This window comes from Synergistaceae bacterium (genome assembly GCA_031272035.1).
In the GTDB taxonomy this organism is placed as follows: Bacteria; Synergistota; Synergistia; order Synergistales; family Aminobacteriaceae; genus JAISSA01.
This window is the reverse complement of record JAISUO010000090.1, coordinates 1-23,568: the sequence shown is the minus strand read 5'-3', so window position 1 is coordinate 23,568 and position 23,568 is coordinate 1. Positions and strand designations below refer to the sequence as shown.

At 58.7% G+C, this 23,568-nt stretch carries 21 protein-coding genes and 1 riboswitch; of the genes, 18 read left to right on the top strand and 3 right to left on the bottom strand.

Annotated elements, in window-relative coordinates; all coding sequences use genetic code 11:
* The first annotated feature begins 2 nt into the window (after positions 1-2).
* From LBR61_10595 to thiE, 5 genes are all read left to right on the top strand, one after another.
* Complete coding sequence (locus LBR61_10595; protein ID MDR1732526.1) at positions 3-623, top strand: phosphatidylserine decarboxylase family protein; 621 nt, start codon at positions 3-5, stop codon at positions 621-623.
* Positions 624-691: 68 nt separating this feature from the next.
* Complete coding sequence (gene pssA / locus LBR61_10590; protein MDR1732525.1) at positions 692-1,375, top strand: CDP-diacylglycerol--serine O-phosphatidyltransferase; 684 nt, start codon at positions 692-694, stop codon at positions 1,373-1,375.
* A 55-nt stretch (positions 1,376-1,430) separates the two neighbouring features.
* A riboswitch (TPP riboswitch) is annotated at positions 1,431-1,578 on the top strand.
* A 178-nt stretch (positions 1,579-1,756) separates the two neighbouring features.
* On the top strand, positions 1,757-2,587 hold the full coding sequence (gene thiD, locus LBR61_10585) for a bifunctional hydroxymethylpyrimidine kinase/phosphomethylpyrimidine kinase (protein MDR1732524.1): 831 nt from the start codon (positions 1,757-1,759) through the stop codon (positions 2,585-2,587).
* Between the two features lie 10 nt (positions 2,588-2,597).
* Entirely contained in the window at positions 2,598-3,434 is an 837-nt protein-coding gene (gene thiM, locus LBR61_10580) for a hydroxyethylthiazole kinase (protein ID MDR1732523.1), read from the top strand.
* Between the two features lie 16 nt (positions 3,435-3,450).
* A complete protein-coding gene (gene thiE, locus LBR61_10575; protein MDR1732522.1) occupies positions 3,451-4,134 on the top strand; it encodes a thiamine phosphate synthase in 684 nt (227 codons plus the stop codon).
* A gap of 93 nt (positions 4,135-4,227) precedes the next feature.
* Here thiE and LBR61_10570 read toward each other — a convergent pair whose 3' ends face one another.
* Together LBR61_10570 and LBR61_10565 are read right to left on the bottom strand one after the other, a co-directional pair.
* Entirely contained in the window at positions 4,228-5,037 is an 810-nt protein-coding gene (locus LBR61_10570; GenBank protein MDR1732521.1) for a prepilin peptidase, read from the bottom strand.
* A gap of 54 nt (positions 5,038-5,091) precedes the next feature.
* Positions 5,092-5,478 (bottom strand): hypothetical protein, encoded by a 387-nt coding sequence (locus tag LBR61_10565; GenBank protein ID MDR1732520.1) that lies wholly within the window; start codon positions 5,476-5,478, stop codon positions 5,092-5,094.
* 256 nt (positions 5,479-5,734) lie between these two features.
* Between LBR61_10565 and mce the strand changes: the two genes are divergently transcribed.
* From mce to proS, 6 genes are all read left to right on the top strand, one after another.
* Positions 5,735-6,136 (top strand): methylmalonyl-CoA epimerase, encoded by a 402-nt coding sequence (gene mce, locus LBR61_10560; protein ID MDR1732519.1) that lies wholly within the window; start codon positions 5,735-5,737, stop codon positions 6,134-6,136.
* 61 nt (positions 6,137-6,197) lie between these two features.
* Positions 6,198-7,115, top strand: coding sequence for a lysophospholipid acyltransferase family protein (locus LBR61_10555; GenBank protein ID MDR1732518.1), 918 nt, complete (start codon positions 6,198-6,200; stop codon positions 7,113-7,115).
* Positions 7,112-7,627: a hypothetical protein gene (locus tag LBR61_10550; protein MDR1732517.1), complete on the top strand. Its 516-nt coding sequence runs from the start codon at positions 7,112-7,114 to the stop codon at positions 7,625-7,627. Before LBR61_10555 ends, LBR61_10550 begins: the two co-directional genes overlap by 4 nt.
* 133 nt (positions 7,628-7,760) lie before the next feature.
* Complete coding sequence (locus tag LBR61_10545; GenBank protein ID MDR1732516.1) at positions 7,761-8,252, top strand: chemotaxis protein CheX; 492 nt, start codon at positions 7,761-7,763, stop codon at positions 8,250-8,252.
* Between the two features lie 178 nt (positions 8,253-8,430).
* Positions 8,431-10,518, top strand: coding sequence for a patatin-like phospholipase family protein (locus LBR61_10540; protein ID MDR1732515.1), 2,088 nt, complete (start codon positions 8,431-8,433; stop codon positions 10,516-10,518).
* A 51-nt stretch (positions 10,519-10,569) separates the two neighbouring features.
* A complete protein-coding gene (gene proS, locus LBR61_10535; protein ID MDR1732514.1) occupies positions 10,570-12,009 on the top strand; it encodes a proline--tRNA ligase in 1,440 nt (479 codons plus the stop codon).
* Between the two features lie 42 nt (positions 12,010-12,051).
* Here the strand turns inward: proS and LBR61_10530 are convergent, their stop codons facing one another.
* On the bottom strand, positions 12,052-12,972 hold the full coding sequence (locus LBR61_10530) for a LysR family transcriptional regulator (GenBank protein MDR1732513.1): 921 nt from the start codon (positions 12,970-12,972) through the stop codon (positions 12,052-12,054).
* Between the two features lie 332 nt (positions 12,973-13,304).
* Here LBR61_10530 and LBR61_10525 point away from each other — a divergent pair, with 332 nt between their 5' ends.
* The 7 genes from LBR61_10525 to LBR61_10495 all read left to right on the top strand — a co-directional run.
* Positions 13,305-14,915, top strand: a complete 1,611-nt coding sequence (locus LBR61_10525) for a gamma-glutamyltransferase family protein (GenBank protein ID MDR1732512.1) — start codon at positions 13,305-13,307, stop codon at positions 14,913-14,915.
* A gap of 80 nt (positions 14,916-14,995) precedes the next feature.
* Positions 14,996-16,180, top strand: a complete 1,185-nt coding sequence (locus tag LBR61_10520) for a hypothetical protein (GenBank protein ID MDR1732511.1) — start codon at positions 14,996-14,998, stop codon at positions 16,178-16,180.
* Between the two features lie 180 nt (positions 16,181-16,360).
* Positions 16,361-17,551, top strand: coding sequence for a hypothetical protein (locus LBR61_10515; GenBank protein MDR1732510.1), 1,191 nt, complete (start codon positions 16,361-16,363; stop codon positions 17,549-17,551).
* Between the two features lie 223 nt (positions 17,552-17,774).
* Positions 17,775-18,305, top strand: coding sequence for a chromate transporter (locus LBR61_10510; protein ID MDR1732509.1), 531 nt, complete (start codon positions 17,775-17,777; stop codon positions 18,303-18,305).
* A 12-nt stretch (positions 18,306-18,317) separates the two neighbouring features.
* Positions 18,318-18,842 (top strand): chromate transporter, encoded by a 525-nt coding sequence (locus LBR61_10505; protein MDR1732508.1) that lies wholly within the window; start codon positions 18,318-18,320, stop codon positions 18,840-18,842.
* Between the two features lie 167 nt (positions 18,843-19,009).
* A complete protein-coding gene (gene gap, locus LBR61_10500) occupies positions 19,010-20,017 on the top strand; it encodes a type I glyceraldehyde-3-phosphate dehydrogenase (protein ID MDR1732507.1) in 1,008 nt (335 codons plus the stop codon).
* Positions 20,018-20,238: 221 nt separating this feature from the next.
* Positions 20,239-23,568 (top strand): hypothetical protein (locus tag LBR61_10495; protein ID MDR1732506.1); only part of this gene is annotated, 3,330 nt, incomplete at its 3' end.

The following is a 23,568-nucleotide window of genomic DNA, read 5'->3' as shown; positions in this document are numbered from 1 at the left end:
AAATGAAGCTGGCGAAAGACGGTATCCCGACGATAGTGTATCTGGGCTTCGCGGCGGTGCTTTTTGCGATGATTTCGCCCCTGCCCGCGGGGGTGCTGGTGGTGCTGACGGGTTTTACGGCCTGGTTCTACCGGGATCCGGACCGGATTCCTCCGGAGGGTGAAAATGTGCTGGTCTCCCCGGCCGACGGAAAAGTGGTGGAAATAGAGAAATCGACGCACCCCTTTACGGGTCCGGCGGTGAAGGTGGGGATCTTCATGAACGCCTTCAGCGTCCATGTCAATCGGGTTCCCTGCGAGGGAACGGTGGAGTATCTGGAGTATATTCCGGGTAAAAAAATCGCCGCTTTCGCCCCCAAAGCGTCGGAGGTGAACGAACGTCACTGCGTGGGGCTGTCCACGGCCTGGGGTCCCATTCTGATGGTGCAGATCGCCGGACTGATGGCCCGGAGGATCGTCTGCCGCGTCCGAAAAGGAGACAGGCTCGGCCGGGGCGACCGGTATGGAATGATTCGACTGGGCTCCAAAGTTGACATCTATCTCCCCGAAGGCGTAGAATTGACGGTGAATATGAGCGACAGAGTGTATGCGGGGAAAACCCCCTTAGGAGTGATGCCGAAGTGAAATTGTTCAGAAGATGGTCGGGGCGAAAAAAGAGAACACCCCTTTCGTTCCGGCAGATTGCCCCTAATATGGTAACGAGCGGGAACCTTTTATGCGGGATGTTTTCCCTGATTTTGGCGTTTCATGGGCGATTCGTTCCCGCGGCCTGGCTGATCTTTTTCGCGGTCATTTTCGACGGACTGGACGGCAAGGTGGCTCGCAGCTTGGGGGGCGGCTCCCAGTTTGGTCTGGAGTTCGACAGTCTGGCGGACCTGGTGAGTTTCGGGGTCGCTCCGGGGCTCCTGATCGACATTGCCTCCCTGGATCAGCTGGGGGGTGTGGCGGGGGGCGTCATCGCCTGCTTTTTCGCTCTGTGCGTCGCTCTGCGCCTGGCGCGTTTCAACGTGGTTCACGTACCGGGGCCCTTTCAGGGGCTTCCCAGTCCGGCGGGGGGCCTTTTCGTGGCGTCCTTCGTGCTGGCGGGGATTCCTCTCGATCCCCTTCTGCTGGGCGTCGTGCTGATTTTTACGGGATTGCTGATGGTTTCCAGCGTCCCCTACGCGAACCTCAAGAAGCTGACCCGGGAAAGCGCGGACCGGAGAAAATGTCTTCTGGTGCTGGGGCTGGTGTCTTTGTGCTTTACGTTCCTGAAGGAAGCGGCTCCTCTGGCGCTCTTCTCCATTTATATCGTAAGCGGTCTTCTGCGCTTCGACTGGGGCGAGTGGCTTCTTCGTCCGGACAGAACGGAGGCGGATGTATCGCACAGTCAATAAGGTGCGGTTACTTCGAGTCCGGTTTAAATTTATCGATCTGTTCATTGACAATTGACAAAACCAGAGGGGGAGCGTCCTGCTGAGAGGAAGGTCTGACTCGGTTCGGCTGCGAAAAAAGCAAAGCCGGCCGATCGCTGAAAAGACCTTCGACCCCTGAACCTGATCCGGGTAATGCCGGCGGAGGGAGACGGTGCAAAACGTAAGGTTGAACGCGGTTCTCTCAGACAGGGGGCCGCGTTTTTTGTTTGTGATGATTTTTTGTGCTGGTTTCTGTTTTTGAATACGCAAAATATGCAATTTTATGGGGGATGATTTCTGTTGATCGCTGAGGAACGTAATAAAGTAAGGCCGGAAAGCGGAATGAACGGGCAGGACCCCGTGATGAAAAAAGTTTTGACGATCGCCGGTTCGGACTGCAGCGGAGGGGCGGGAATTCAGGCGGACCTGAAGACTTTTTCGGCCCACGGGGTTTTTGGCATGAGCGTCGTGGTTTCTGTTGTGGCGGAGAACACCTGCCGCGTCATTGACATTCAGGACATCACTCCGGATATGATCGAAAAACAGATTGACGCCGTTTTCGAGGATATCGAGGTGGACGCCCTGAAGCTCGGTATGCTTTCCAACGCCGTCAGCATGGAGGCCGTGGCAGGAAAACTGCGTCAGTACAAACCGAAAAACGTCGTCCTCGATCCCGTCATGTACGCCAAGAACGGCGCCCCGCTGATGGAGCCGGAGGCCATTGAAACGCTGATTTCGACGGTGCTCCCTCTGGCGGACCTGGTGACGCCGAACATTCCGGAGGCGGAAAAAATCGCCGGCATGAAAATCAATGAGGAGGGCTCCGGCTCCGCTGCCGACGAGATCGGACGAATGGAAGCCGCCGCGGAGAAAATCTGTCGCATGGGCTGTAAAAACGTTCTGGTCAAGGGGGGACATGCCGTTGGCAGCGCCCTCGACGTCCTGTTTGACGGAAAGCGAATCCTGCGCTTCGACGCGCCCCGGGTTGACACCAAAAATACCCACGGCACGGGCTGCACCTACTCATCCGCCATTGCCTCGAACCTGGCCCTGGGGATGACGCTGCCTCAGGCTGTGGATCGGGCCAAGGCCTACGTGACCACGGCCATACTTCACGCGCTGCCCGTCGGGAAGGGACATGGTCCCACCCATCACTTCTACGAACTTTATAAATACGGACTTGAAAGGAATTGAACGATACAAAATGACCGGTACGAAATTGAAAGACTGCGCCCCTGAAGATCTGGCGAATGCCTGGAGAGCGATCGCGGCGGAAAAACCGCTGATTTTTCACATCACGAACCCCGTGGCCACGTCTTTGCAGGCCAACGTATGCCTGGCGGTGGGCGCTTCTCCCCTCATGTCCCAGTATCCGGAGGAGACGGAGGAGCTGATCGGCCTGGCCCGGGGGTTTCTGGTCAACCTGGGCTCTCCCGCGGAACCCGCTCTGGCCGCTGTGGAGCGTGGCATGAAGGCGGCGAAAAACACGGGCTGTTTTACGCTCCTGGATCCGGTGGGCTACGGCGCTTCCCGTTTTCGCGTGGAGAGTACGGACCGGTTTCTCAGGGAACATTCGTTTTCGATCATCAAGGGCAACGGCGGGGAAATTTCCCTGCTGGCCGGAGTCGGAGGAGCCACCAAAGGCGTAGACGTCCTGTCGGTGGGAGATCTGGACCGGGGCGTGCTGAATCTGGCGCGGAAGTTCGACTGCCTGGTCTGCGCCACGGGAGAAACGGACTGCCTCTCCGACGGCGAAACTCTTGTCCGGGTGACGGGAGGGAGCGCTCTGCTGCCTTTTCTCTCGGGAAGCGGCTGTACGGCGGGGACGGTTATGCTGGCGGCGACGGCGGCCTGCGGGGACGCCGCCGTGGGGGCCCTCTGCGGGCTGGTGGCCATGGGGATCGCTTCAGAACGGGCGGAAAAGCGGTGTTCCGGCAGTGGAACCTTCGCTCCCTGCCTGATCGACGAACTGCATCGTCTGAAGCCGGAGGATTTTTTGAGCGAACCACGACGCTGGAGCGTGACGAGCCGGAGTTTATAAAAGGAAGGTGACTGTATTGGAGCTGAATGTGAAACTGCAGCTGAATCTGAAGGAGTGGGACCTGAAAAAAGCCCTGCGTTTGTACGTTATTCCTGACCGAATCATCGGCGCGCCCCTGTCCCTGACGGATCAGACGCGGCTGGCTCTTGAGGGCGGGGCGACGGTCATTCAGCTTCGGGATAAGGAAATGGACGGCGGGGATCTCCTGACGACGGCCGGGGAGATGGCCGCTCTCTGCCGGAAGGCGGGCGCACTTTTCATCGTCAACGACCGGTTGGACGTGGCGCTTCTTTCCGGAGCGGACGGAGTGCACCTCGGACAGAGCGACCTGTCCGTGAAAGAAGCGAGAAGACTGGCGCCCCGCCCCTTCATTGTGGGGGCCTCGGCCCATACGCCGGAGGAGGCTCGAAGGGCGGAGGAAGATGGGGCGGATTATCTTGGGGTTGGAGCGGTGTTCGACACGGGCTCGAAGGGGAACGCGAAGGTCATTGGGACGAAAGGTCTTCGCGCCGTGGCGGACCTCGCGCGAATCCCTCTGGTGGCCATAGGCGGAATATCGGAGGAGAACCTGACGGAGGTCCTGAAGTGCGGCGTCGATGGTGTTTCGGTCATTTCCGCCGCCGTCAGGGGCGACGTCCGCCAGCGCACCGCCGCCCTCCTGAAAAAGATGGGCGAAGGGACTCAGAAAAGCGCTGATTAATGCTCATTGACCCGTGGGAAGGGGGGTCTCGGGGGGCTATGCCCCCTGAGCTTTTGGGGGTCTCTCGCGGGGGGCTCTGCCCCCTGAGCTTCTCTAGAAAGGCCAGCCGGGGAGGATGAGGCGGCCGAAGTATCTGCCGGCGAACCGGAGAAGCTGCGGCCCCCAGAGCAGCGCCGCCAGCCCGCCGGCGGAGAGACAGGGGACGAGGGGGATGGAGTCCCGACGGCCCCATTTCACTTTGCCCGCAAGCATCAGCCCGATGGCCACAAGGCCGCCCGCCATCATTCCCAGGTAAAAGCTCAGCAGGCACAGTTTCCACCCCAGAAGGGCGCCCAGCCCCCCCATGAAGCAGGCGTCGCCCCATCCCATGCCTCCGCGGCTCACGACGATGATGAGGGCGAAAATGCCCCACCCGGCGGCGGCTCCGATCAGTCCGTCAAGGACGGCGTCTCTGCCCCCGAACAGGCGGATCACCAGCCCGCACAGCCCCAGAAACAGGGTGAAGATGTCGAACACGTCCCCCGTCTCGTAGTCGGTCAGGGAGTTGATCAATATTCCGGACAGTCCCGCCATGGAGGCCAGAAGCGCCCAGGTTGGCCCCCACCGCCAGGCCAGAAGTCCGGAGGCCGCCGCCCCGATCACCTCCACAATGAAGTAGCGGGGGGAAATACGGGCGTTGCATCCCCGGCAGCGCCCCCGCTGAAGCGGCCAGGACACCAGAGGAATCAGCTCGCAGAAGGTGAGTTCCTTTCCGCAGGATTCGCAGATCGAACGTTCCTTACCCCACCAGGGCCTTCCGGTCACGCTGCGGTGAGCGACCACGTTGAAAAAAGATCCCAGCGAGGCCCCCAGCACCGCGAAAATCGCAATGAACACGACCTGAAAAGACGAAAAAAAGTTCATCGAAAATCCATACCTCCAATGGGGTGTTCCAGATCGAACGATCCGGAGTCAGAATCACTTCCTGCCCTTGTCTCCGTACCGCTGCTGGCCGTAGGATGCGGTATGCTGCGCTCCATGGTGATGAGCGGTTGTGTCTTTGAGATCCTTCAGAGACTGTTCGAATTCCTTCGCCAGCTTTTCACGTTCCTTCTCCGCGGAGTGGGCGTCCTTGTCCAGATTGCGATCCAGATAGCCCATATCCACCAGCGCCTGGACGTCGCGAATATCCGCGCCCAGCGTGCTGGAAAGCGTCTCCACGTTGAACCCGACTTTGGGGTTGTCTCTCAGAAATTCGCGCAGCCTGGGATAAAGTTCGTCGAGACGATCCAGGCAGGCGGGGCAGGTGCGCCCTCCGGCGGACGTAAACAGTTTGCCACAAAGTTTACAGGTGAGCAACGGCATAAATAATTCCCCCTTAACAGACTTAATAGAAGTGCTCCTTCTTCGTTCTTCATCTTCGTCTTTCATCTTTGTCTTTCATTGTCCCGCCGAAAATTTTACCGCAGAGGACCGGACAAAACACGAGATTTTTCGAGCCTTCTTTTTTCACTCCTGAATATTGTATCGTATCCATTGACAGTTTTCGCCTTGCGGGATTGGGCGTGTTGAACGTACAATAGTCGGGCAGTGCATATAACCGGAGAAAAGGAGAAAAATCATGAATCCAACGGTGATCGATCATATCGGAGTTGCGGTGAAAAATCTGGACAGCGCCCTGAAGTTCTGGGAGTCCACGCTGGGGATCAAATGCACGGGGGTTGAAGAGGTGGCCGAGCAAAAGGTCAAAACGGCGTTTCTTCCCGTGAAGGACACGGAGGTCGAACTGCTGGAGCCCACGGCTGACGACAGCCCCGTGGGGAAGTTCATCGAAAAGAAAGGCGAGGGCATCCACCACCTGGCGATTCGCGTGCCCGACGTTCAGAAGGCCCTCGATGAGCTGAAAGCCAAAGGGATTCGGCTGATCGACGAAAAACCGCGCAGAGGCGCCGGCGGGGCGAAAATTGCCTTCATCCATCCCTCGGCCACGGGCGGCATTCTTCTGGAGATTTCGGAAAGATAACGCCGGCGCTTTTTTTGCGGATTTTGTAAAGACTGCAAAGGCAAGGGAGTTTAAACGAGGCGTGGCTTCCCGAAAAAAAAGAGCGGGTGCGGAAAGGTTTTTTCTGGCCTTCGGAATTCGTCTTTTCAGGTTGCTGCCCCATCGGGCGGCTTTGTGGACAGGAGCTTTTCTGGGCCGTGCTCTGTGGCTTTTCTCGAAGAGCAAGGTCGACAGAGCCGAGCGTCACTGTGTGTCGGCCCTGGGGATGGGAATCACTCCGGCGCGAAGGATCATCCGGAACGCCTACGCCAATATGGGCCGTTCCGTGGCGGAGTTCACGCGTATGGGGCAGTTGCTTCCGACTTTGCGGGAACGGATTTCGATCGAGGGGAAGGAACTGTTGGACGAAGCCCTGTCCCGGGGCAGGGGCGCGCTGATCATGACGGCCCATCTGGGCAACTGGGAGCTGGCCGGGGCTCGAATGGTGGCCGAGGGCTATGCAATTTCCCCTGTATATACCCCCCAGAGAAACGGGGGAGGCCTGGAGGACTTCCTGGAGTACCAGCGCACCCGAACGGCGGGCATGAACCTGATCCCCAGCGAGGGGCCGGGTCTGCGGAAACTGTTTCGCGTTATTCGAGAAAAGGGGATTCTGCTCTTTTTGCAGGACCTGGACGCCCGAAAGGAAGGTGTACGCGTCCCGTTTTTGGGAATGGAGGCCAGCACCGCGGTGGGGCTCATAACGCTGTACCGGAAATTTCGGGCTCCGATCGTTCCAATATTTACTGTGCGCAATCCCGATGGGTGCACTCATACCATTTATGTGCAGAGCGTGTTGAGTGACCTTTCGGAAGATGACGGAGCTCCTTTCGGGACAAATGTGGTAAAGTCTCTGCAGATATGTAATAATATACTGACCAGGTGGGTGGAAAAATACCCTGACCAGTGGCTGTGGTTTCTGGATCGATGGGAATCCGTCGAAAAGGAGCTTTCCCGATGATCCTCGGGCTGGACCCGGGGCGGGACAAAACGGGGTGGGCCCTGGTGGAGAAGCAGGGCGATCTGATTTGGTCCGGCATAGTCCCAACGGAGGAGTTGTCCGTTTTTTTTCAGGTGCTGGATTGTCGTTCTTCTGAATGGGAGAAGGGTTTTTCCCGCTGGAGGTACGAACGGGTGAGGGACCTTCTTCCGGAGGGCGAAGAAACGGGACAAATGTGTGTCATGCTGGGGAACGGCACGGGAAGCCGAGACATCCTGGAGAAAATCGCCCCTTTCGACGTTCGGGTGTTCGAGGTGGACGAGAAGGGGACGACGCTTGCGGCACGGGATCTTTACTGGCATCTGCACGGCGTCGTCGGGTGGCGGAAATTTTTACCCCGCCGTCTGAGAGTTCCCCCGAGGATTCTCGACGATATGGCGGCTTGGGCGATAGCTCTTCGGGGCCTCGAAAAATGGTCCGGAGAGAAGATTTTTATTTTGGAAGACAAGAATTTTAACGGAGAAAATATTTAAAGGTGTCATGAAGATAAAAATTTATTTATTTGATATTTTTCAACACCTTATGAAATTTAATGATAAACTGAGAGAGAACTGTCCTCGATCCCCGGAAGCGGAATGACGGACAGGAAGGGAGTAGGCAATTAAGATGAGCAATATGGACAAACTCGCTGTTCTCGTCAATATGTTCGGTTCGTCGCTGATCTCTGTGGGACGGGAAGTGGGGCTTGAAGTCACGTTGAACAAGGCGCAGGTCTCTCAGGGAGTCAAGGTGGCCAATGTATGTGCGGCGTCTCTCATCGGCATAGTGGGCAGCGGGATACAGGGGACGGCGATTATCATGTTGGATACCGCAGGCTTCGGAGCCGTCGTTACGGCCATGTCCGGGGGAATGATCCAGCCCGCCACGGGAGATTCCGTCGCCATGAGCGTGGTGGGTGAGCTTTCCAATATGGTAAGCGGAAGAGCCCTGATTCAGGCCGCGCTCCCCGGAGTGGACGTCACGCCTCCCCAGCTTCTGGCGGGGGACAATATTCGCAACGTTCCCAATCAGGCTCCGGGAATCAAGTGTTTTACTCTGCCCTTCTCCGTCCAGCCGAGCGGGATGTTGTATCTCGTGTTGTCCTTCAACGCGGAATGATCCGGGCGGGAGGGGTCTGTGTCCTGAAAAACTGAGGCGGCGTTTTCAGGGTTCAGAGTTACCGATGCCGGACGAAGGCGAGAATGGCGGTAGTTCTTTTGGGGCTGCCGCTTTATTTATTGCAGTGGTGTTGTATTGCAGTGGTTTTGGATTGTCCTCGAAGAGAGGAGGGCTCTGCGTGAAATATGCGAAAAACGTTCTGTGCTTTCTGCTTTTCCTGAGTCTGTTTCCTTCCTTTGCCGCGGAAGGCGGGGTTGTTCTCGTGCTGTCCGGAGGCGGAACCCGGGGTTTTGCCCACGTGGGCGTCATTGAGGTTCTTGAGGAGCAGAAAATCCCCGTGGTGGGTATCGTGGGCACCAGCATCGGCTCCCTCATCGGCGCTCTCAGCGCCAGCGGATACAACGCCAGAGAGCTCCGCGAAATCGTGTCGCATCTGGACCTTCCCGCCCTGCTGACGGAAAATACGGGACCGATGTTCGTTTTCACCGGCGACGACCGCAAGGCCAAGATGAACACGATTTCGGCCCTGACCTTCAAAAAGACGAAACATCAGGGCGGCCCGCTGGGGATTCTCACGGGGGACAAACTTTTCCAGTATTATCGGGAACTGATGAAAAACGTGGACGTGACGGACTTCAACGAGCTTCCCATCCCCTACGCGGCCGTGGCGGCGGATATTCGCACCGGTGAAAAGGTGGTTTTGCGGTCGGGGAGCCTGCCCTCCGCCATGAGGGCTTCCATGTCGATTCCCGCCCTTTTCGAGCCCTGGGAGGTCAACGGACGCCTGCTGGTGGACGGCGGGCTGGTTTCGAACCTTCCGGTGGATACGGCTATGGAGCTGTTTCCCGGCTTTCCGGTGGTGGGGGTGGACGTTTCGGACATCCCCTCGGCGGATCGTCCCATCAACACGTTTATCGACGTGATCGACCAGTCTCTGACCGTCGTGATGCGCCGCACCACCACGGAGGAGAGTACGCACGCCGACCTCGTCATCGTTCCGTCGGTTCAGGAATTTTCCTTTTTGGACAGCGACGCCTCGAACACCATCATCCAGCGGGGCAGAGATGCCGCTCTGGCCGCAATCGACAAAATCCGCGCCCTTTCGGACAGCGCGCCGACACAGCCTTCCGCGCAGCGGGAGCAGACGGAGCCTCCCATTGTGGCCGACGTTCATGTGCAGGGGCTGCCCGGCGCGATATGCGAACGGCTGCGCAAAAGATTCCTGGGCTGGGTGGGAAAACCGCTGAATGTGGACGAGGTGTCTGAAAGCGCGGACCAGCTGTTGGCCACGACGGATATTTCTACGATGGACTACCGCTTCGACCGGATCGCGGACAACAAAGTGATTCTCGTCCTTGACGTGCGCCGGCGTTCCGACGTGGAGCTTGGAGTTTCGGGATACACCACCAACCTGGACCCCTATCGCGGGGTTCATCTGAAAGGAACGGTCCGGGGGGTGTTCAGCGAAATGGATTCTCTGCGGGGCGTCCTTCGCCTGGGAGAGCAGTGGGCTGTCGACCTGACCTATCTGGCGGCTCCGGAGCCACTGAGCGCCTGGGAAACCACGGTGGCCGCCCAGCAGTGGAAACTGGACACGACCGCCGGCAGAAGAAACTGGAGGCGTTACGCCGCGGGAAGCAACTACACCTTCCGGCAGGGCGGCGTTCGCATGGGGCTGGGGATGGCCTGGGAGTACGTGGACCCCACGAACGGAGACTCCAAAAACTTCGCCGGTCCCACCTTCTTTGCGGCCTACGACACCCTGGACATTCCCGCGGATCCCACGAAAGGCCAGGCCTGGCGGGTCAACTTCTGGTGGCCGAATTTCGACGACGTGCTGTACCGTCTCACCTGGTTCAGACCTCTTCGGGTGGGGGAGATGTGGCGGACGTATCTGCGTTTCGGCTACGCGGAGGGACACACGGACAGCTGGGGACACGCCGCCTACCTGGGGTCGGCGGAAGAGCTCTATTCCGTGGCGGCGAGACCTGTGGAGGCCGAGCGCATGGTGTGGGCCAACGTCTCCCTCCGGAGGGTGCTGAAACGGAGTATGCTGGGAATCGTGGCGGCCGACCTCTTTGCCAGCTACGGTTACGCCATGGACAAAAACTATGATAAAATTGCCGCTCCCTGGGAGGTCGGGCTGTCTCTCAATCTGCCGAACACGCTCGTCAACGTAAAAATAGCGGTGATGTACGGTTCTGATGAATTTAAGGCGGGATTTTTCCTGGGCGTTCCCATCTGGGATCATTATCCGCTGCCCTGAGTACGCCTGACCGGAACCGGTACGATTTAAATTTATTGGAGGCCTCAGAAGATGGCTCGTAATATTACCTCGCGCAGCAATGATTACTCTCAGTGGTACCTCGACGTCATAAAGGCGGCGGAACTGGCGGACTACGCGCCGGTACGGGGCTGCATGGTGATCCGCCCCACAGGCTATGCGATATGGGAGTCCGTTCAGCGGCACTTCGACGACGCCTTCCGGCGCACCGGACACGTCAACGCCTATTTCCCTCTGCTGATTCCTGGCTCTTTCCTCGAAAAGGAAGCGGAACACGTGGAGGGCTTCGCCCCGGAGTGCGCCATGGTCACCCACGCGGGAGGGGAAGAGCTGGAGGAGCCCTTCGCCATTCGTCCCACGTCGGAGACGGTCATCGGACACATGTACAGCCGGTGGATTCAGTCCTGGAGGGACCTGCCGGTTTTGATCAATCAATGGTGCAACGTCATGCGCTGGGAGAAGCGCACGCGCCTTTTTCTGCGTACGTCGGAATTTCTCTGGCAGGAGGGGCATACCGCTCACGCCACCTCGGAGGAGGCTCAGGAGGAAACCCTTCGGATGCTGGAGGTCTACCGTCAGGTCATGGAGGATATTTTGGGCCTGCCGGTGGTGCCTGGAGAGAAAACCCAGGGAGAGCGCTTTCCCGGGGCCGTCCAAACCTACTCCTGCGAGGCGATGATGAGCGACAAAAAAGCCCTTCAGGCGGGAACCAGCCACTTTCTGGGGCAGAACTTCGCCCGGGCCTTCGAAATCCGTTTTCAGAACAAAGCGGGGGATCTGGAGGAGTGCTGGACCACGAGCTGGGGTGTTTCGACCCGCCTGATCGGAGCCATCATCATGACCCATTCCGACGAGGACGGGCTGGTTCTGCCGCCCCGGGTGGCGCCCACGAAGGCGGTGCTGCTGCCCATCGGCACCGACGAAAAACTGCTGGACGACGTTCTGCTGCCCCGGGCCAGGGAGCTTTCGGAGCGCCTGAACGAGGGCATGGGAGGGCTTTATACGACGGTGGACACGCGCTTTTACCTGAGACCGGGGGACCGGTTCTTCTACCATCTGCAAAGGGGCGTTCCTCTGCGCCTGGAGCTGGGCGAGAAGGACATGAAGGGCGGAACGGTGCGGGCCGTGCGCCGGGACAACGGCGAGAAGTTCGACATTTCCCAGGACGCTCTCGTCCCCACAGTGCTGAAGGTGCTGGAGGACATCCAGGCTTCCCTTTATTCGAAGGCGAAAAACTTCAGGCAGGAAAACACCACCTTCGCCTCCTCATACGATGAACTGAAGGTCCTTCTGGAGGAACAGGGCGGTTTTGTGGAGGCGTATTTCGCGGGCAATCCCGAGGACGAGCGCCGAATCCGGGAGGAAACCGGCGGAGCGACCCCCCGCTGCATTCCCCTTTCCGACGAGTCCAGGGGGCCCTGTATTTTCACCGGCAAAGAGGGACGCAGGACGATTTTCGCGAAAGCGTACTGAGTTTTTAGTGCTTTTAGCTATTCTGACTTCAGGTCTTTTACTTCAAATTGGTATTATGGGATCGGTTTTCTGCAAAATCTCCTTTGTGATTTTCATGAAATCCCGGGCCGCCTGACTGAGGTACACCTGACGTTTCCAGGCAAAAAAGCAGGAGAAGGACATCGGGGGATTCCCCAGGGTAAAATACGCAATTTGGGCGGAAGACGGATACAGCACGATGGAAGAGGGCAGAAACGCCCAACCCAGACCGGCGGAGACGAAGTTGAATATGGTCTCCGCCGTTTGCGATTCCAGCATGACATGGGGAGGGCCGCCCGCTTCGGCCAGAATGACGTCCGAAAATTTTCGGAGGATCATTCCCTTTTTATAGAGGATGAGAGTTTCTTCTTTCAGCAGGGAAAGATTGACGCCCTCTCTTTTGAAGGTCTCGGCCAGGGGATGGTCCAGAGGGAGGCACAGCAGGATTTTTTCGTCGCAAAGATACTCGCTGGCCAGGTGCTCATTTTGTGCCGGCGACACGAGAATGGCCACATCCGCTTTGCCCGTGACCAGTTTCGACTCCAGAGACGACGTGATTTCTTCCACGAGAACGAGCTCCACGTCGGGATACAGAGTTTTGAAGCGGGGCAGCACCCTGGGCAGCAGATAGGCGGAATGGGTTTTGGTGACGCCGATGAGGAGCCGGCCCCTTCGGAATCGGGCGATATCCTCCATCTCTCTTTCCATTTTTTCGCGGATGCCGAGAATCTGCCGGGCCGCCATGACGTAGCGCTCTCCGGCGTAGGTGAGCCGCAGAGGCTGTCGGGTGCGGTCGAAAAGCGTCACTCCCAGCTTGCGTTCCTCCTTCAGAATGGAGTGGCTCAGAGAGGGCTGCGAGAGATAGAGCTTTTGAGCCGCCTTGGAAATGTTGCCCTCCTCCGCGACGGTCATGATGTAACGTAAAATTCGATAGTCCAGATCCATCTCCAAAATTCCTTCCCGCCGGATGGGAGAATTTTCTTTCTCAAAACCCTCCGGTTTAGTATGTTATAGATAGAGACGCATATCATTATACTGATAGTGGTATTGGTAAAACTCCATTGAATGCATTACACTGTTTTCAAACTAAAATGTCCAGAGTAGTTCATTCACATTTTCTTGAATATTAAAAGAATTTCTGTTCTGGCAAATTATACTTTCTGCCCTGAGTTCCTGTCCCTGAGTGTTATTCGGAATTTTCGGGATTTCCTGTGTTGGTCGTTCTCATTCGTGCCTGTTATCGTACCTGTCAATAAAAATAAAGGAAGGTGTTTGATTTGAAGTTCGATGCGCTGCGTTATATGTATCCTTCGAGGCGAACTGTCGTTTTTGGCAACCGTGGAATGGTGGCGACCGGTCAGCCCCTGGCGGCTCAGGCGGGGCTGGATATTCTCAAAAAAGGCGGAAACGCCGTCGATGCGGCTGTCGCGACGGCGGCCTGCCTGACCGTTGTGGAGCCCACGTCCAACGGAATCGGCGGGGATAATTTTGCGCTGGTATGGGTTAAAGACAAACTTTACGGACTGAACTCCAGCGGCTATGCCCCGAAAGCCGCCTCTGCCGCCGCTCTGGCCGCCGCCGGACACAAGACGATGCCGAAGTACGGCTGGCACGCGGTGACGGTTCCCGGCGCTCCCGCCGGATGGGCCGCGCTTTCCAAGCGGTTCGGAAAACTGCCTCTCACGGAAGTTCTGAAGCCCGCCATCGGCTACGCGGAGGAGGGCTACCCCGTCTCCCCCACCATGTCGAAGCTCTGGGCCAAGGCGTTTGTCAACTACACGAAGGAATGTAAGGGAGACGAATTTAAGCACTGGTTCGAGACCTTCGCCCCTCAGGGGCACGCGCCCCATCCGGGAGAGATGTGGAGTTCCAAAGCTCACGCACAGACCCTGACGCAGATTGCCGAGTCGGGAGCCGAGGCCTTTTATCGCGGCGCTCTGGCCGAGAAGATCGATGCCTTCGCGAAAAAGTACGGAGCCTGGCTGTCGGCGGAGGACCTCGCGGGATTTCAGTCCGAGTGGGTGGACCCCATTACGGTGAACTACCGCGGCTGGGACGTGTGGGAGATTCCGCCCAACGGCCATGGAATCACGGCGCTGATGGCCCTGAATATCGCCAAGGGCTGGAGTTTCTCCGGCGCCCGGGAGTTCGAGGAAACCTGGCATCGGCAGATTGAGGCCATGAAGCTGGCTTTTGCGGACGCCATGCACCACGTGGCCGATCCCCGTTACATGAAGTACACCTCCGCCGAGCTGCTTTCCGAAGCCTACGCCGCCGAACGCCGGAAGCTGATCGGTGAAAAGGCGCTGGAGCCCGTACCGGGAACGCCTCCGAAGGGCGGTACGGTGTACCTGGCCACCGCCGACGGAGAGGGCAACATGGTCTCCATGATCCAGAGCAACTACATGGGATTTGGTTCGGGGCTCGTGGTCCCCAACGCGGGCATCGCCCTCCACAACCGCGGCAACAACTTCACGCTGAACGCCGAGTCTCCCAACGTGCTGGCGCCGGAGAAGAAGCCCTACCACACGATCATTCCCGGATTTTTGTCCAAAGACGGGAAAGCCGTGGGTCCCTTTGGAGTTATGGGCGGATTCATGCAGCCCCAGGGTCACATGCAGGTGGTCATGAACATGATCGATTTCGCCATGAACCCCCAGGAGGCCATTGACGCGCCCCGCTGGCAGTGGGTCGGAGGCAAAACCATCGAGGTGGAGCAGGGAACCCCGGGACATATCGCCATGGGGCTTGCGTCCAGAGGACACGACATCAAAATGCTGGCGGACACGGGCACATTTGGCCGCGGCGAAATTATCGTCCGCACGGACTATGGCACTCTGGCCGGCGCGACGGAGCCCCGCACGGACGGGACAGTCGCCGTCTGGTAACCCCTGAGCGAAGCCTGCCGCCCGTTTTGGCGCGGATATAGAAACGAGAGCCGAGTAGAAAACAGAGGAGGAGAGTACTTATGCTCAGTGTAACCTGGTGGTTGTTTATTTGTTTGGGAATTTTTGCCATCGGCGATATTTTGGCGGTTGCGACCAAAGCGCGTCTTTCTTCGGTGTTCGTCGCCCTGATGCTTTTTCTTGTGGGGTTTTTGACTAAAGTCATCCCCGTGGACGTCATCGATCAGGCCCGACTGACCCAGCTCGCCAGCTGGAGCTCCGTGTTTGTCGTCTTTCACATGGGGACGACCATCAACATGGGAGAGCTGATTCGGGAGTGGAAAACCGTCGTCATGTCGATTTTCGCCATGTTCGTCGCCGTGGTTTCCATTTTCGCCGTCATCCCCCTTATCGGTAAGAGCGCGGCGATAGTCAGCATCCCCGTGGTCAACGGCGGCATCATCGCCACCCAGATCATGGTGGAGGGCGCGACCCAGAAGGGAATGGCCCTTGCGGCAGCCCTTGGAGCCATCGTCTATGCCATTCAGAAATTTGTGGGCACGCCCCCCGCGTCCTTCTTCGGCCTGAAGGAAGCCGAAATAATCCTGGCGGACTTCCGCAAAAAGAAGGCCGAGGGTCTGGTTGCCGGAGCTTCTCATGAGGAGCATAAGGGCGAGCAGAAAAAAACGATTTATCAGACCCTGGGGCTGGATAAATATTACACGCACTTCACCTGCCTTGGCGTCACGGCCTTTTTCGGCTGGCTGGCCTTCTGGCTGCAGGCCAAAACCACGGTCAACTACTCGATCTGGGCGCTGCTGCTGGGCGCTGTGACCGGACAGCTCAACCTTGTCCCCGCCAAAATTCTCGACAAGGGACGCGGAGTGGGGCTTTTGAACATGGCGATTTTCGCGGGAATCATCCCGTCCCTCGGAAAAATCAACGTGACCGACCTGACGACGCTGGCCTTCCAGACGATCGTCGTTTTCGCCGCCGTGCTGATCGGGACCTTCATCTTCATCTACATGCTGCCGACCTGGAAGTTCATCGGCTCCCGCAACCTGTCCGTGGGTATCGCCATGGCGCAGCTTCTGGGCTTCCCCGCCACGTATCTGATCGCCAACGAGGTGGCCACGGCCGTAGCGGAGAACGAGGAAGAGCGCGAAGTGGTTCTGAAGCGGATCATGCCCGCCTACGTCGTCGCCGGTCTGGCCTCGGTCACGACCCTTTCCATCGTCATCGCGGGAGTTTTTGTGGGAATGCTGTAAGGGAAAATACTGTAAATGGAACGCGACGCCGCCGAAAGAGGCGGCGTCGATCTTTTACCAGCTTAAAGCAACGGAATTTGAAGCAACGGAATCTTTCGAAATTCTGTCCAACGCTCCAATCCTGTAAAAAAAAACCATACCAATATAAGACTGTCCTGAAACTGTCGGGAGGGATTTGACATGGTCAATGTGATGTTTTATCTGTTCATTTGTTTGGGAATTTTCGCCATCGGCGATATTTTGGCCGTGGCCACCAGAGCGCGGCTTTCTTCCGTCTTTGTCGCGCTCATGATCTTTTTGGCCGGATTCCTCTCGGGGATCCTGCCGCTGGACATCATCAGCAAAGCCAGGCTGACGGAGCTGGCGAGCTGGTCCGCGGCCCTCATCATCTTCCACATGGGCACCACCATCAACGTGGGCGAGCTGATTCGGGAGTGGAAAACCGTCGTCATGTCGATCTTCGCCATGTTCGTGGCCGTGGTCTCCATCTGCTGCGTCATTCCCCTGATCGGGAAAGAGGCCGCCGTGGTCAGCATTCCCGTCGTGAATGGCGGGATCATGGCCACTCAGATCATGGTGGAGGCCGCCACCGAGAAGGGCATGATCCTTGCCGCCGCTCTGGGCGCCCTCGTCTACGCCGTTCAAAAGTTCGTCGGCACGCCCCCCGCGTCCTTCTTCGGCCTGAAGGAAGCCGAGATCATCCTGGCGGACTTCCGCAAAAAGAAGGCCGAAGGCGCGGTGATGAGCGGCGGTCAGGAGGCGCAGGCCCATAAGGAAGAGGGCAAAAAGTCGATTTACCACACCTGGGGACTGGACAAATATTACACGCACTTCACCTGCCTGGGCGTCTCCGCCTTTTTCGGCTGGGTGGCCTACTGGCTTCAGGGTAAAACCACGATCAACTACTCGATCTGGGCGCTGCTGCTGGGCGCTGTGGCCGGACAGATCGGAATCGTCCCCGCCAAAATTCTCGACAGGGGGCGCGCGGTAGGGCTTTTGAACACCGCAATTTTCGCGGTGATCATCCCGTCCCTGGCCAAAATCAAGGTGGAGGACCTTTCCACGCTGGCGTTTCAGATGATCGTCGTTTTCGCCGCCGTGCTGATCGGGACCTTCATCTTCATCTACCTGCTGCCGACCTGGAAGTTCATCGGCTCCCGCAACCTGTCCGTGGGCATCGCCATGGCGCAGCTTCTTGGCTTCCCCGCCACGTATCTGATCGCCAACGAGGTGGCCGCGGCGGCGGCGGAGAACGAGGAGGAGCGCGAAGTGGTTCTGAAGCGAATCATGCCCGCCTACGTCGTCGCCGGCCTGGCGTCGGTCACGACCCTTTCCATCGTCATCGCGGGAATTTTTGTGAAAATGCTGTAGGGCAGCGCCGCAGAGAATATCGCGGATGTCGCTCCGGCGGCGTCGATTTCTTCCCCGAGATTCTGCCCCCCTGCAAAAAGCGAGGGGGGCTTTTGCATAAACGGCATAAAATGCGTGAGTTTCGTAATCTTTTTGATATGATGTATGAAAAATATTGCGGTATGAAAAATATTGCGTTTTTAGTTTTCGAAAGTTTCATAATTTGCAGCAGGGAGGTAATGTCGTGTTGTTGAAAGATTTTTCGGCCCTTTTGATTTCCTTCATAAAAACGGGCTCCGTGGCCTATGGGGGCGGGCCTTCCATGGTTCCGGTCCTGAAGGCGGAGGTTGTGGAGCGGAGGCACTGGATCGAGGTCGATGACTTTATGGACGCGCTGGCCATCGGCAACGCCCTGCCCGGCCCCATCGTCACGAAAATGTCCGCCGCGATCGGCTATCGCAAGGCGGGGTGGCTGGGAACCCTGGCGGCGGTGCTGGGTATCATCCTGCCCAGCGCGGTGGCTCTGCTGATCCTGATGAGCTTCGTTTCGCTGGTGAAGGGCAATCCCATGGTGGCCAGCATGTTGAGGGGCCTGCGTCCCGTGGTGGTGGCCATGCTGGCCTACGCGGCCTGGGACATGGCTCCCAACGCCCTGAAGGGATCCATAACGGTGGCCATTGGAGTCGTCGCGCTGCTTCTCATGGTGTTTACCCCCATTCATCCCGCGCTGATCATCGTGGCGGGCGCTCTGGTCGGGCTTGGCCTGAAGCTGTAGGAGGCGACGCGAATGAATCTTTTGTCTGCGCTTTTTTATTCTTTTGTGAAAATTGGCTGCGTCGGATACGGCGGAGGCCCCTCCATGGTTCCCCTCATCAAGGAGGAAGTGGTGAACCTGCAGCAGTGGATGAACGTGGCCGACTTCATGGACGCGCTGGCCATCGGCAACGCCCTGCCCGGCCCCATTGCCACAAAAATGTCCGTGGTGATCGGGTATCACGTGGCCGGTTTGCCCGGAGCGATCCTGGCGACTTTGGGCATCGTTCTGCCCAGCGTGCTGGCTCTCGTGCTGCTTTTGAAGTTTGTCGCTTACGTGAAGGACAACCCCAAAGTGAAAAGTATGCTCAAGGGCCTGCGTCCCGTGGTGGTGGCCATGCTGGCCTACGCGGCCTGGGACCTTTCCTTCGGTTCCCTGACGAACCTGCCGACCTGGATCATCGGGGCCGTGACCCTGGCTTTGATGATTTTTACGAAGATCCATCCCGCCCTTTTTGTGGTGGCAGGCGCGGTGGCGGGGGCGCTTCTGAAACTCTGATTCCGGTTCCGGGGCCTTTTTGGTTCGGAACCCCTCCGACAAAATAAAAAAACCCTCGGAAGTTTTAGTTCATTTCTTTCATTTCTTTGATGCAATAATCTTGATGCAATAATCAGGAGTTGATGTAAACTGAGGGGTAAATTTAAAACTGTACGGAGGTGTTTTTCGTGGTTACAAAAGTGGCTATCAACGGGTTGGGCCGCATTGGACGCATCGTTTTGCGCTGCTGGGTGGAGAACGGGCCAAAAGATGTGGAGATTGTCGCCGCCAACGACCTGATTTCGGCGCAGGATATGGCGTACTACATCAAGTACGATTCGACCCACCGCAAGGCGCCCTTCGAGGTGAAGACGGAGGGGAACACCCTCATCCTGGGAGGGAAGAAGATTCCGGTGTACGCGGAGAAGGATCCGTCCCAGCTTCCCTGGAAGTCCCTGGGCGTGGACATCGTCATGGAATGCACGGGGCGCTTCACGAAGAAGGACGACGCGGGCAAACACGTGGAGGCCGGCGCGAAACACGTCATTATCAGCGCCCCCGCGGACGTGGATAAACTGCTCGTTCTGGGCGTCAACGAACAGTCTTTCGACCCCAAAACGGACATCGTCGTCTCCAACGCCTCCTGTACGACCAACTCCCTGGCGGCGGTGACGAAGGTCATCCACGACACTTTCGGAATCGAGAACCTCATGGCCACCACGGTTCACGCCTACACCGCAACCCAGTTCCTCGTGGACACTCCCCAGAAGGGCGGCGGGCGCAAGGGCCGGGCGGCGGGCATTTCCCTGGTACCGGCGACCACGGGGGCGGCGAAAGCCATGGGGCCCCTGTTCCCCGACCTGAAGGGCAAAATGGACATGATCGCGGTTCGGGTTCCCACGGTGGACGGCTCTCTGACGGATGCCAACTATCTGCTGAAAAAGACCGCCACGGTGGAAGAGGTCAACGGCGCTCTGAAAAAAGCCGCCGAAGGGCCCCTGAAGGGCATTGTGGAGTATTGCGCCGACGAAATCGTGTCCATGGACATCGTGGGCAACCCCCATTCGGGCATCGTCGACTCGCTTTCCACGAAGGTCGTGGGCAATCTGGCGAAGGTCATGGTCTGGTACGACAACGAGTTCGGCTACTCCAACCGGATGCTGGACCTGGCGGCCCTCATGGGAAAGAAGCTCTAAGTTCTGCCGGATATTTGAAGAAAGAAAACATAACTGAAAGAAAGAAAATATAACTGACGCTCTCGGTGCTCCGGGGGCGTTTTTTTGTCTAATCGTCCCGATGCTACCCCATTCCCAATCGGCATAAATACGTATTTTATTTTCCGAGTTCTCCGGTAAATTGTGCAATATGTGAGAATGTTGCATCAATAGCAAAAATTTTTATCTTGGAGGAACAAGAAATGAGGGACCATTCGACGCAAAGGATTTTAGGCCGCGGGGCCAAGCTCCCGGTTCTTCTGCTTCTCCTGATTCTGGCTGGTTTATTCTTATTCCCACCGGGCGCGGCGTCAGCGGCGGGGACCGCCAGCTCGCCCATTGAGATCGATATAAAGAACGGGACCAGCGGGGGGTCCGGCTACACCTACACCAGCGCTTCCACTACCGTTCCGGGGACGTTCACCATCACCGAAAACGGATACTACAAATTCCGCGGCGACGTGTCGGTCTCCCGCCCGAGTTCGAGTTTGTTCAACACGACCAACGACACTTATGGCACGAAAAACGTCATTGCCGTGGCCGGCGGCCTGACTGACGTGAACATCACTCTCTCGGCTGTTCTTATCCTATCGCCCTACGCTTCTGGCGGGACCGTCATCGACCCAGGCGCCCCCGCCCTGGATATCCAACCGGGGTCGTCCGTGAGGCTGACCATGGACTGGCTGAACCTTCTGATGTCGTCCGGCACCAGGAACGCCGGGATTCACGTTCCGCCGGGCGCCTCGCTGGTCATCGGGAGCGTCGGCGGATTCGACGACCAAACCCAGGCTAATCGGCTCACCGTTTATCATGACACCCACAACTACTATATCGCTGGCACGGGCTCTCGTTACCGGCAATCTGGCGGAGCTGTCATCGGAGGGAATTACGGCGAATCCGCCGGGTCCATCACCATCAACGGCGGCTATGTTTACGTTCAGGGCAGCACCGTCGAAGAGAACGTCATGGGGGCCAGCATCGGCGGCGGAGGGGGCTACTCAATTTCCGACCCGTCGAACCCCACGAATGGCGGCGACGGCGGCGCCATCACGATTAACGGCGGTATTGTGTATGTCGGCATTGGCGGTATGGCGGGCGGGGCCGCCATCGGCGGCGGCGGCAGCCCCAATTCCGGACAGGGAGGTTCCGCCGGGACCATCGTGATCAACGGGGGCACGGTGATTGCCAATTCCGGTGTCTCGGCGTCCGCGCCTTACTACGGCGCGGGCATCGGTTCGGGCAGGAACGGCAAGGACACCGGCAGCGTCACCATCAACGGCGGGACGGTCTACGCCGGAGGCCCCACGGACGCGGCGGCCATCGGCGGAGGCTCCGGGAGCGGCGGCGGCACGATCAACATCACGGGCGGGCTCGTCTTCGCCAGATCGACATATCACAACACCACACAAAGCACCGGCTCCGTCCCCATCGGCGGCGGCGGCAGCAGCCCCGATTCCGGACAAGCAGGTTCCGCCGGAACCATCGTGATCTCCGGCGGCACGGTGTACGCCAACACGACGAGCCCCTCCACCCCCGCCATAGGCGCGGGCCCGGGCGCCAGTTCCCCGACCAGCGGCTCGATCAAAATCAGCGGCGGCGCGGTGATAACTCTGGGCGGCACGGCAATCGGATCCGACGGCACCCGGACGGACATAACAACGTCCAACTGTTCTTTGATTTCCGTCCCGGCGAACTCCGGGACAAATTTCCCCTATAGCCTCAGCTCAGCGGCGGATGTGACCATGACGCTGACCGACGACGTGACGATTCCGGCGGGGGTGATCCTGGACCTCCCGGTCGGGTTCACGCTGAACCTGAACGGGCACGCCCTCGTCAACAACGGCCTGGTGATCAACAGCGGGACGATAACGGGCGGTGCGGTCACGGGGAGCGGCGGCGTCATCGCCTACTCCGGAACCACGGGGGTGGTCTCCGGCAGCCTGAAACTGCCGTCCGACTTTACCATCGCCGCCGGTGAGACGCTTGAGGTTCCCTCCGGAGCGTCTTTAATCGTCCCCGCCGGCAAGACTCTGACAATCAACGGCACGCTCCGGATCGACGCCGGAGGGTCGCTGGACGCGCGCGGCACGGTGAAGAACAACGGGGCGATAAACTCCGCCGGCGCGTTGACGATCTCCTCCGGCGGCACGCTCGACAACGCCGGCACGATAACCAACCAGAGCTCCGGGGTGATCCTCAACAACACGGGCGGCACGCTCAGGAACTCCGGCGTGATCTCCAACATCGGCGGCGGCGACGTGATCAACTTCGGAACGCTCACCGGCGGGGCCGTCGGCGGCGACACGCTGATGTACACGCCTCCTTCGTACACCGTCACGGGCAATGTGACGCTCCCCGCGGATCTTGAGGTGAAGACCGGCGAGACCCTGAACATCAACGGCGGGGCTATTCTCGTGGTCCCCGCGGGCAAGACGCTGACGAACAACGGCACGGTCAACATCGGCGGCGGCTCGGAGCTGGAGATCGCCGGAAAGGTAAAAAACAACGCCTCCGGAACGATCAACCTGACGGGCGACATCACCATCGACCCGGGCGGAGCGCTCCTGAACAGCGGAAAAATCTACAGCGACGGAACGATAAACAACGGCGGCCAGCTCGCCAATTACACGGGCGGCGTCATAGCCGACGGCCCACTCGGAGGCGTCGGCGGCATCAACAACGCCACGGGCAGCCAGGTGACGGAGCAGGCGGCGATCGGCCTTCCCCAGAGCAACTCCACCGGCGTGATTGAAATCAAGTACAACCCCGCGACGCAGACGTATATAGTCTCCGGCAGCGGCACGGCGGAACTTAACGACGGGTTTGTGGTGAACGCCAACGAAACCATAGAAATAACTTCCGGGGTGGACTTCAAGGTCCCGGCGGGCTCCAGCGCGGTGAACGAGGGAACGATCAAAATAGACGCGAGCGGCACGCTGGAGATAGCGGGCACGCTGGAGAACAAACCCAACGGCCAGATAATCGTGAACCCCGGCGGCACGCTGCTAATCGACGCGGGCGGAATACTCTTCAACGACGATAACGCGACCGTGAGCGGTTCTGGCACGGTCACCAACAACGGGACGGTGGTCAGCTTTGGCACGATGGGCACGCCCGCGGGAAGCGGCGGCGCGATCGTGAAGGACGCTTCCGGCAGCCTCAACGTGACCGGCGCGGTGGACCTGCCCAACGGGTTCGTGATAGACAACGGCGAGACGCTCCACGTTTCCCCCGGCGGGACGGTGGTCATCCCCGAGGGGTCCACCGTGACCAACAACGGCGCGATCGTCGTGGACCCCGGCGGCACGCTGGAGATAAAGGGCGATCTGATCAACAACGGGACCGTGACCAACAACGGCGGGCTGAAGGTTGACGAGGGCGGCGAGCTGGACAACAACAGCGCGGTGAACAACGGCGCGACCGGAACCATCGATAACGACGGGACGGTGAACAACTCGTCTTCCGCGACCATCAGCAACGCCGGCACGGTGAACAACGCTTTCGACGGGACCATCGACAACAGCGGCACGGTG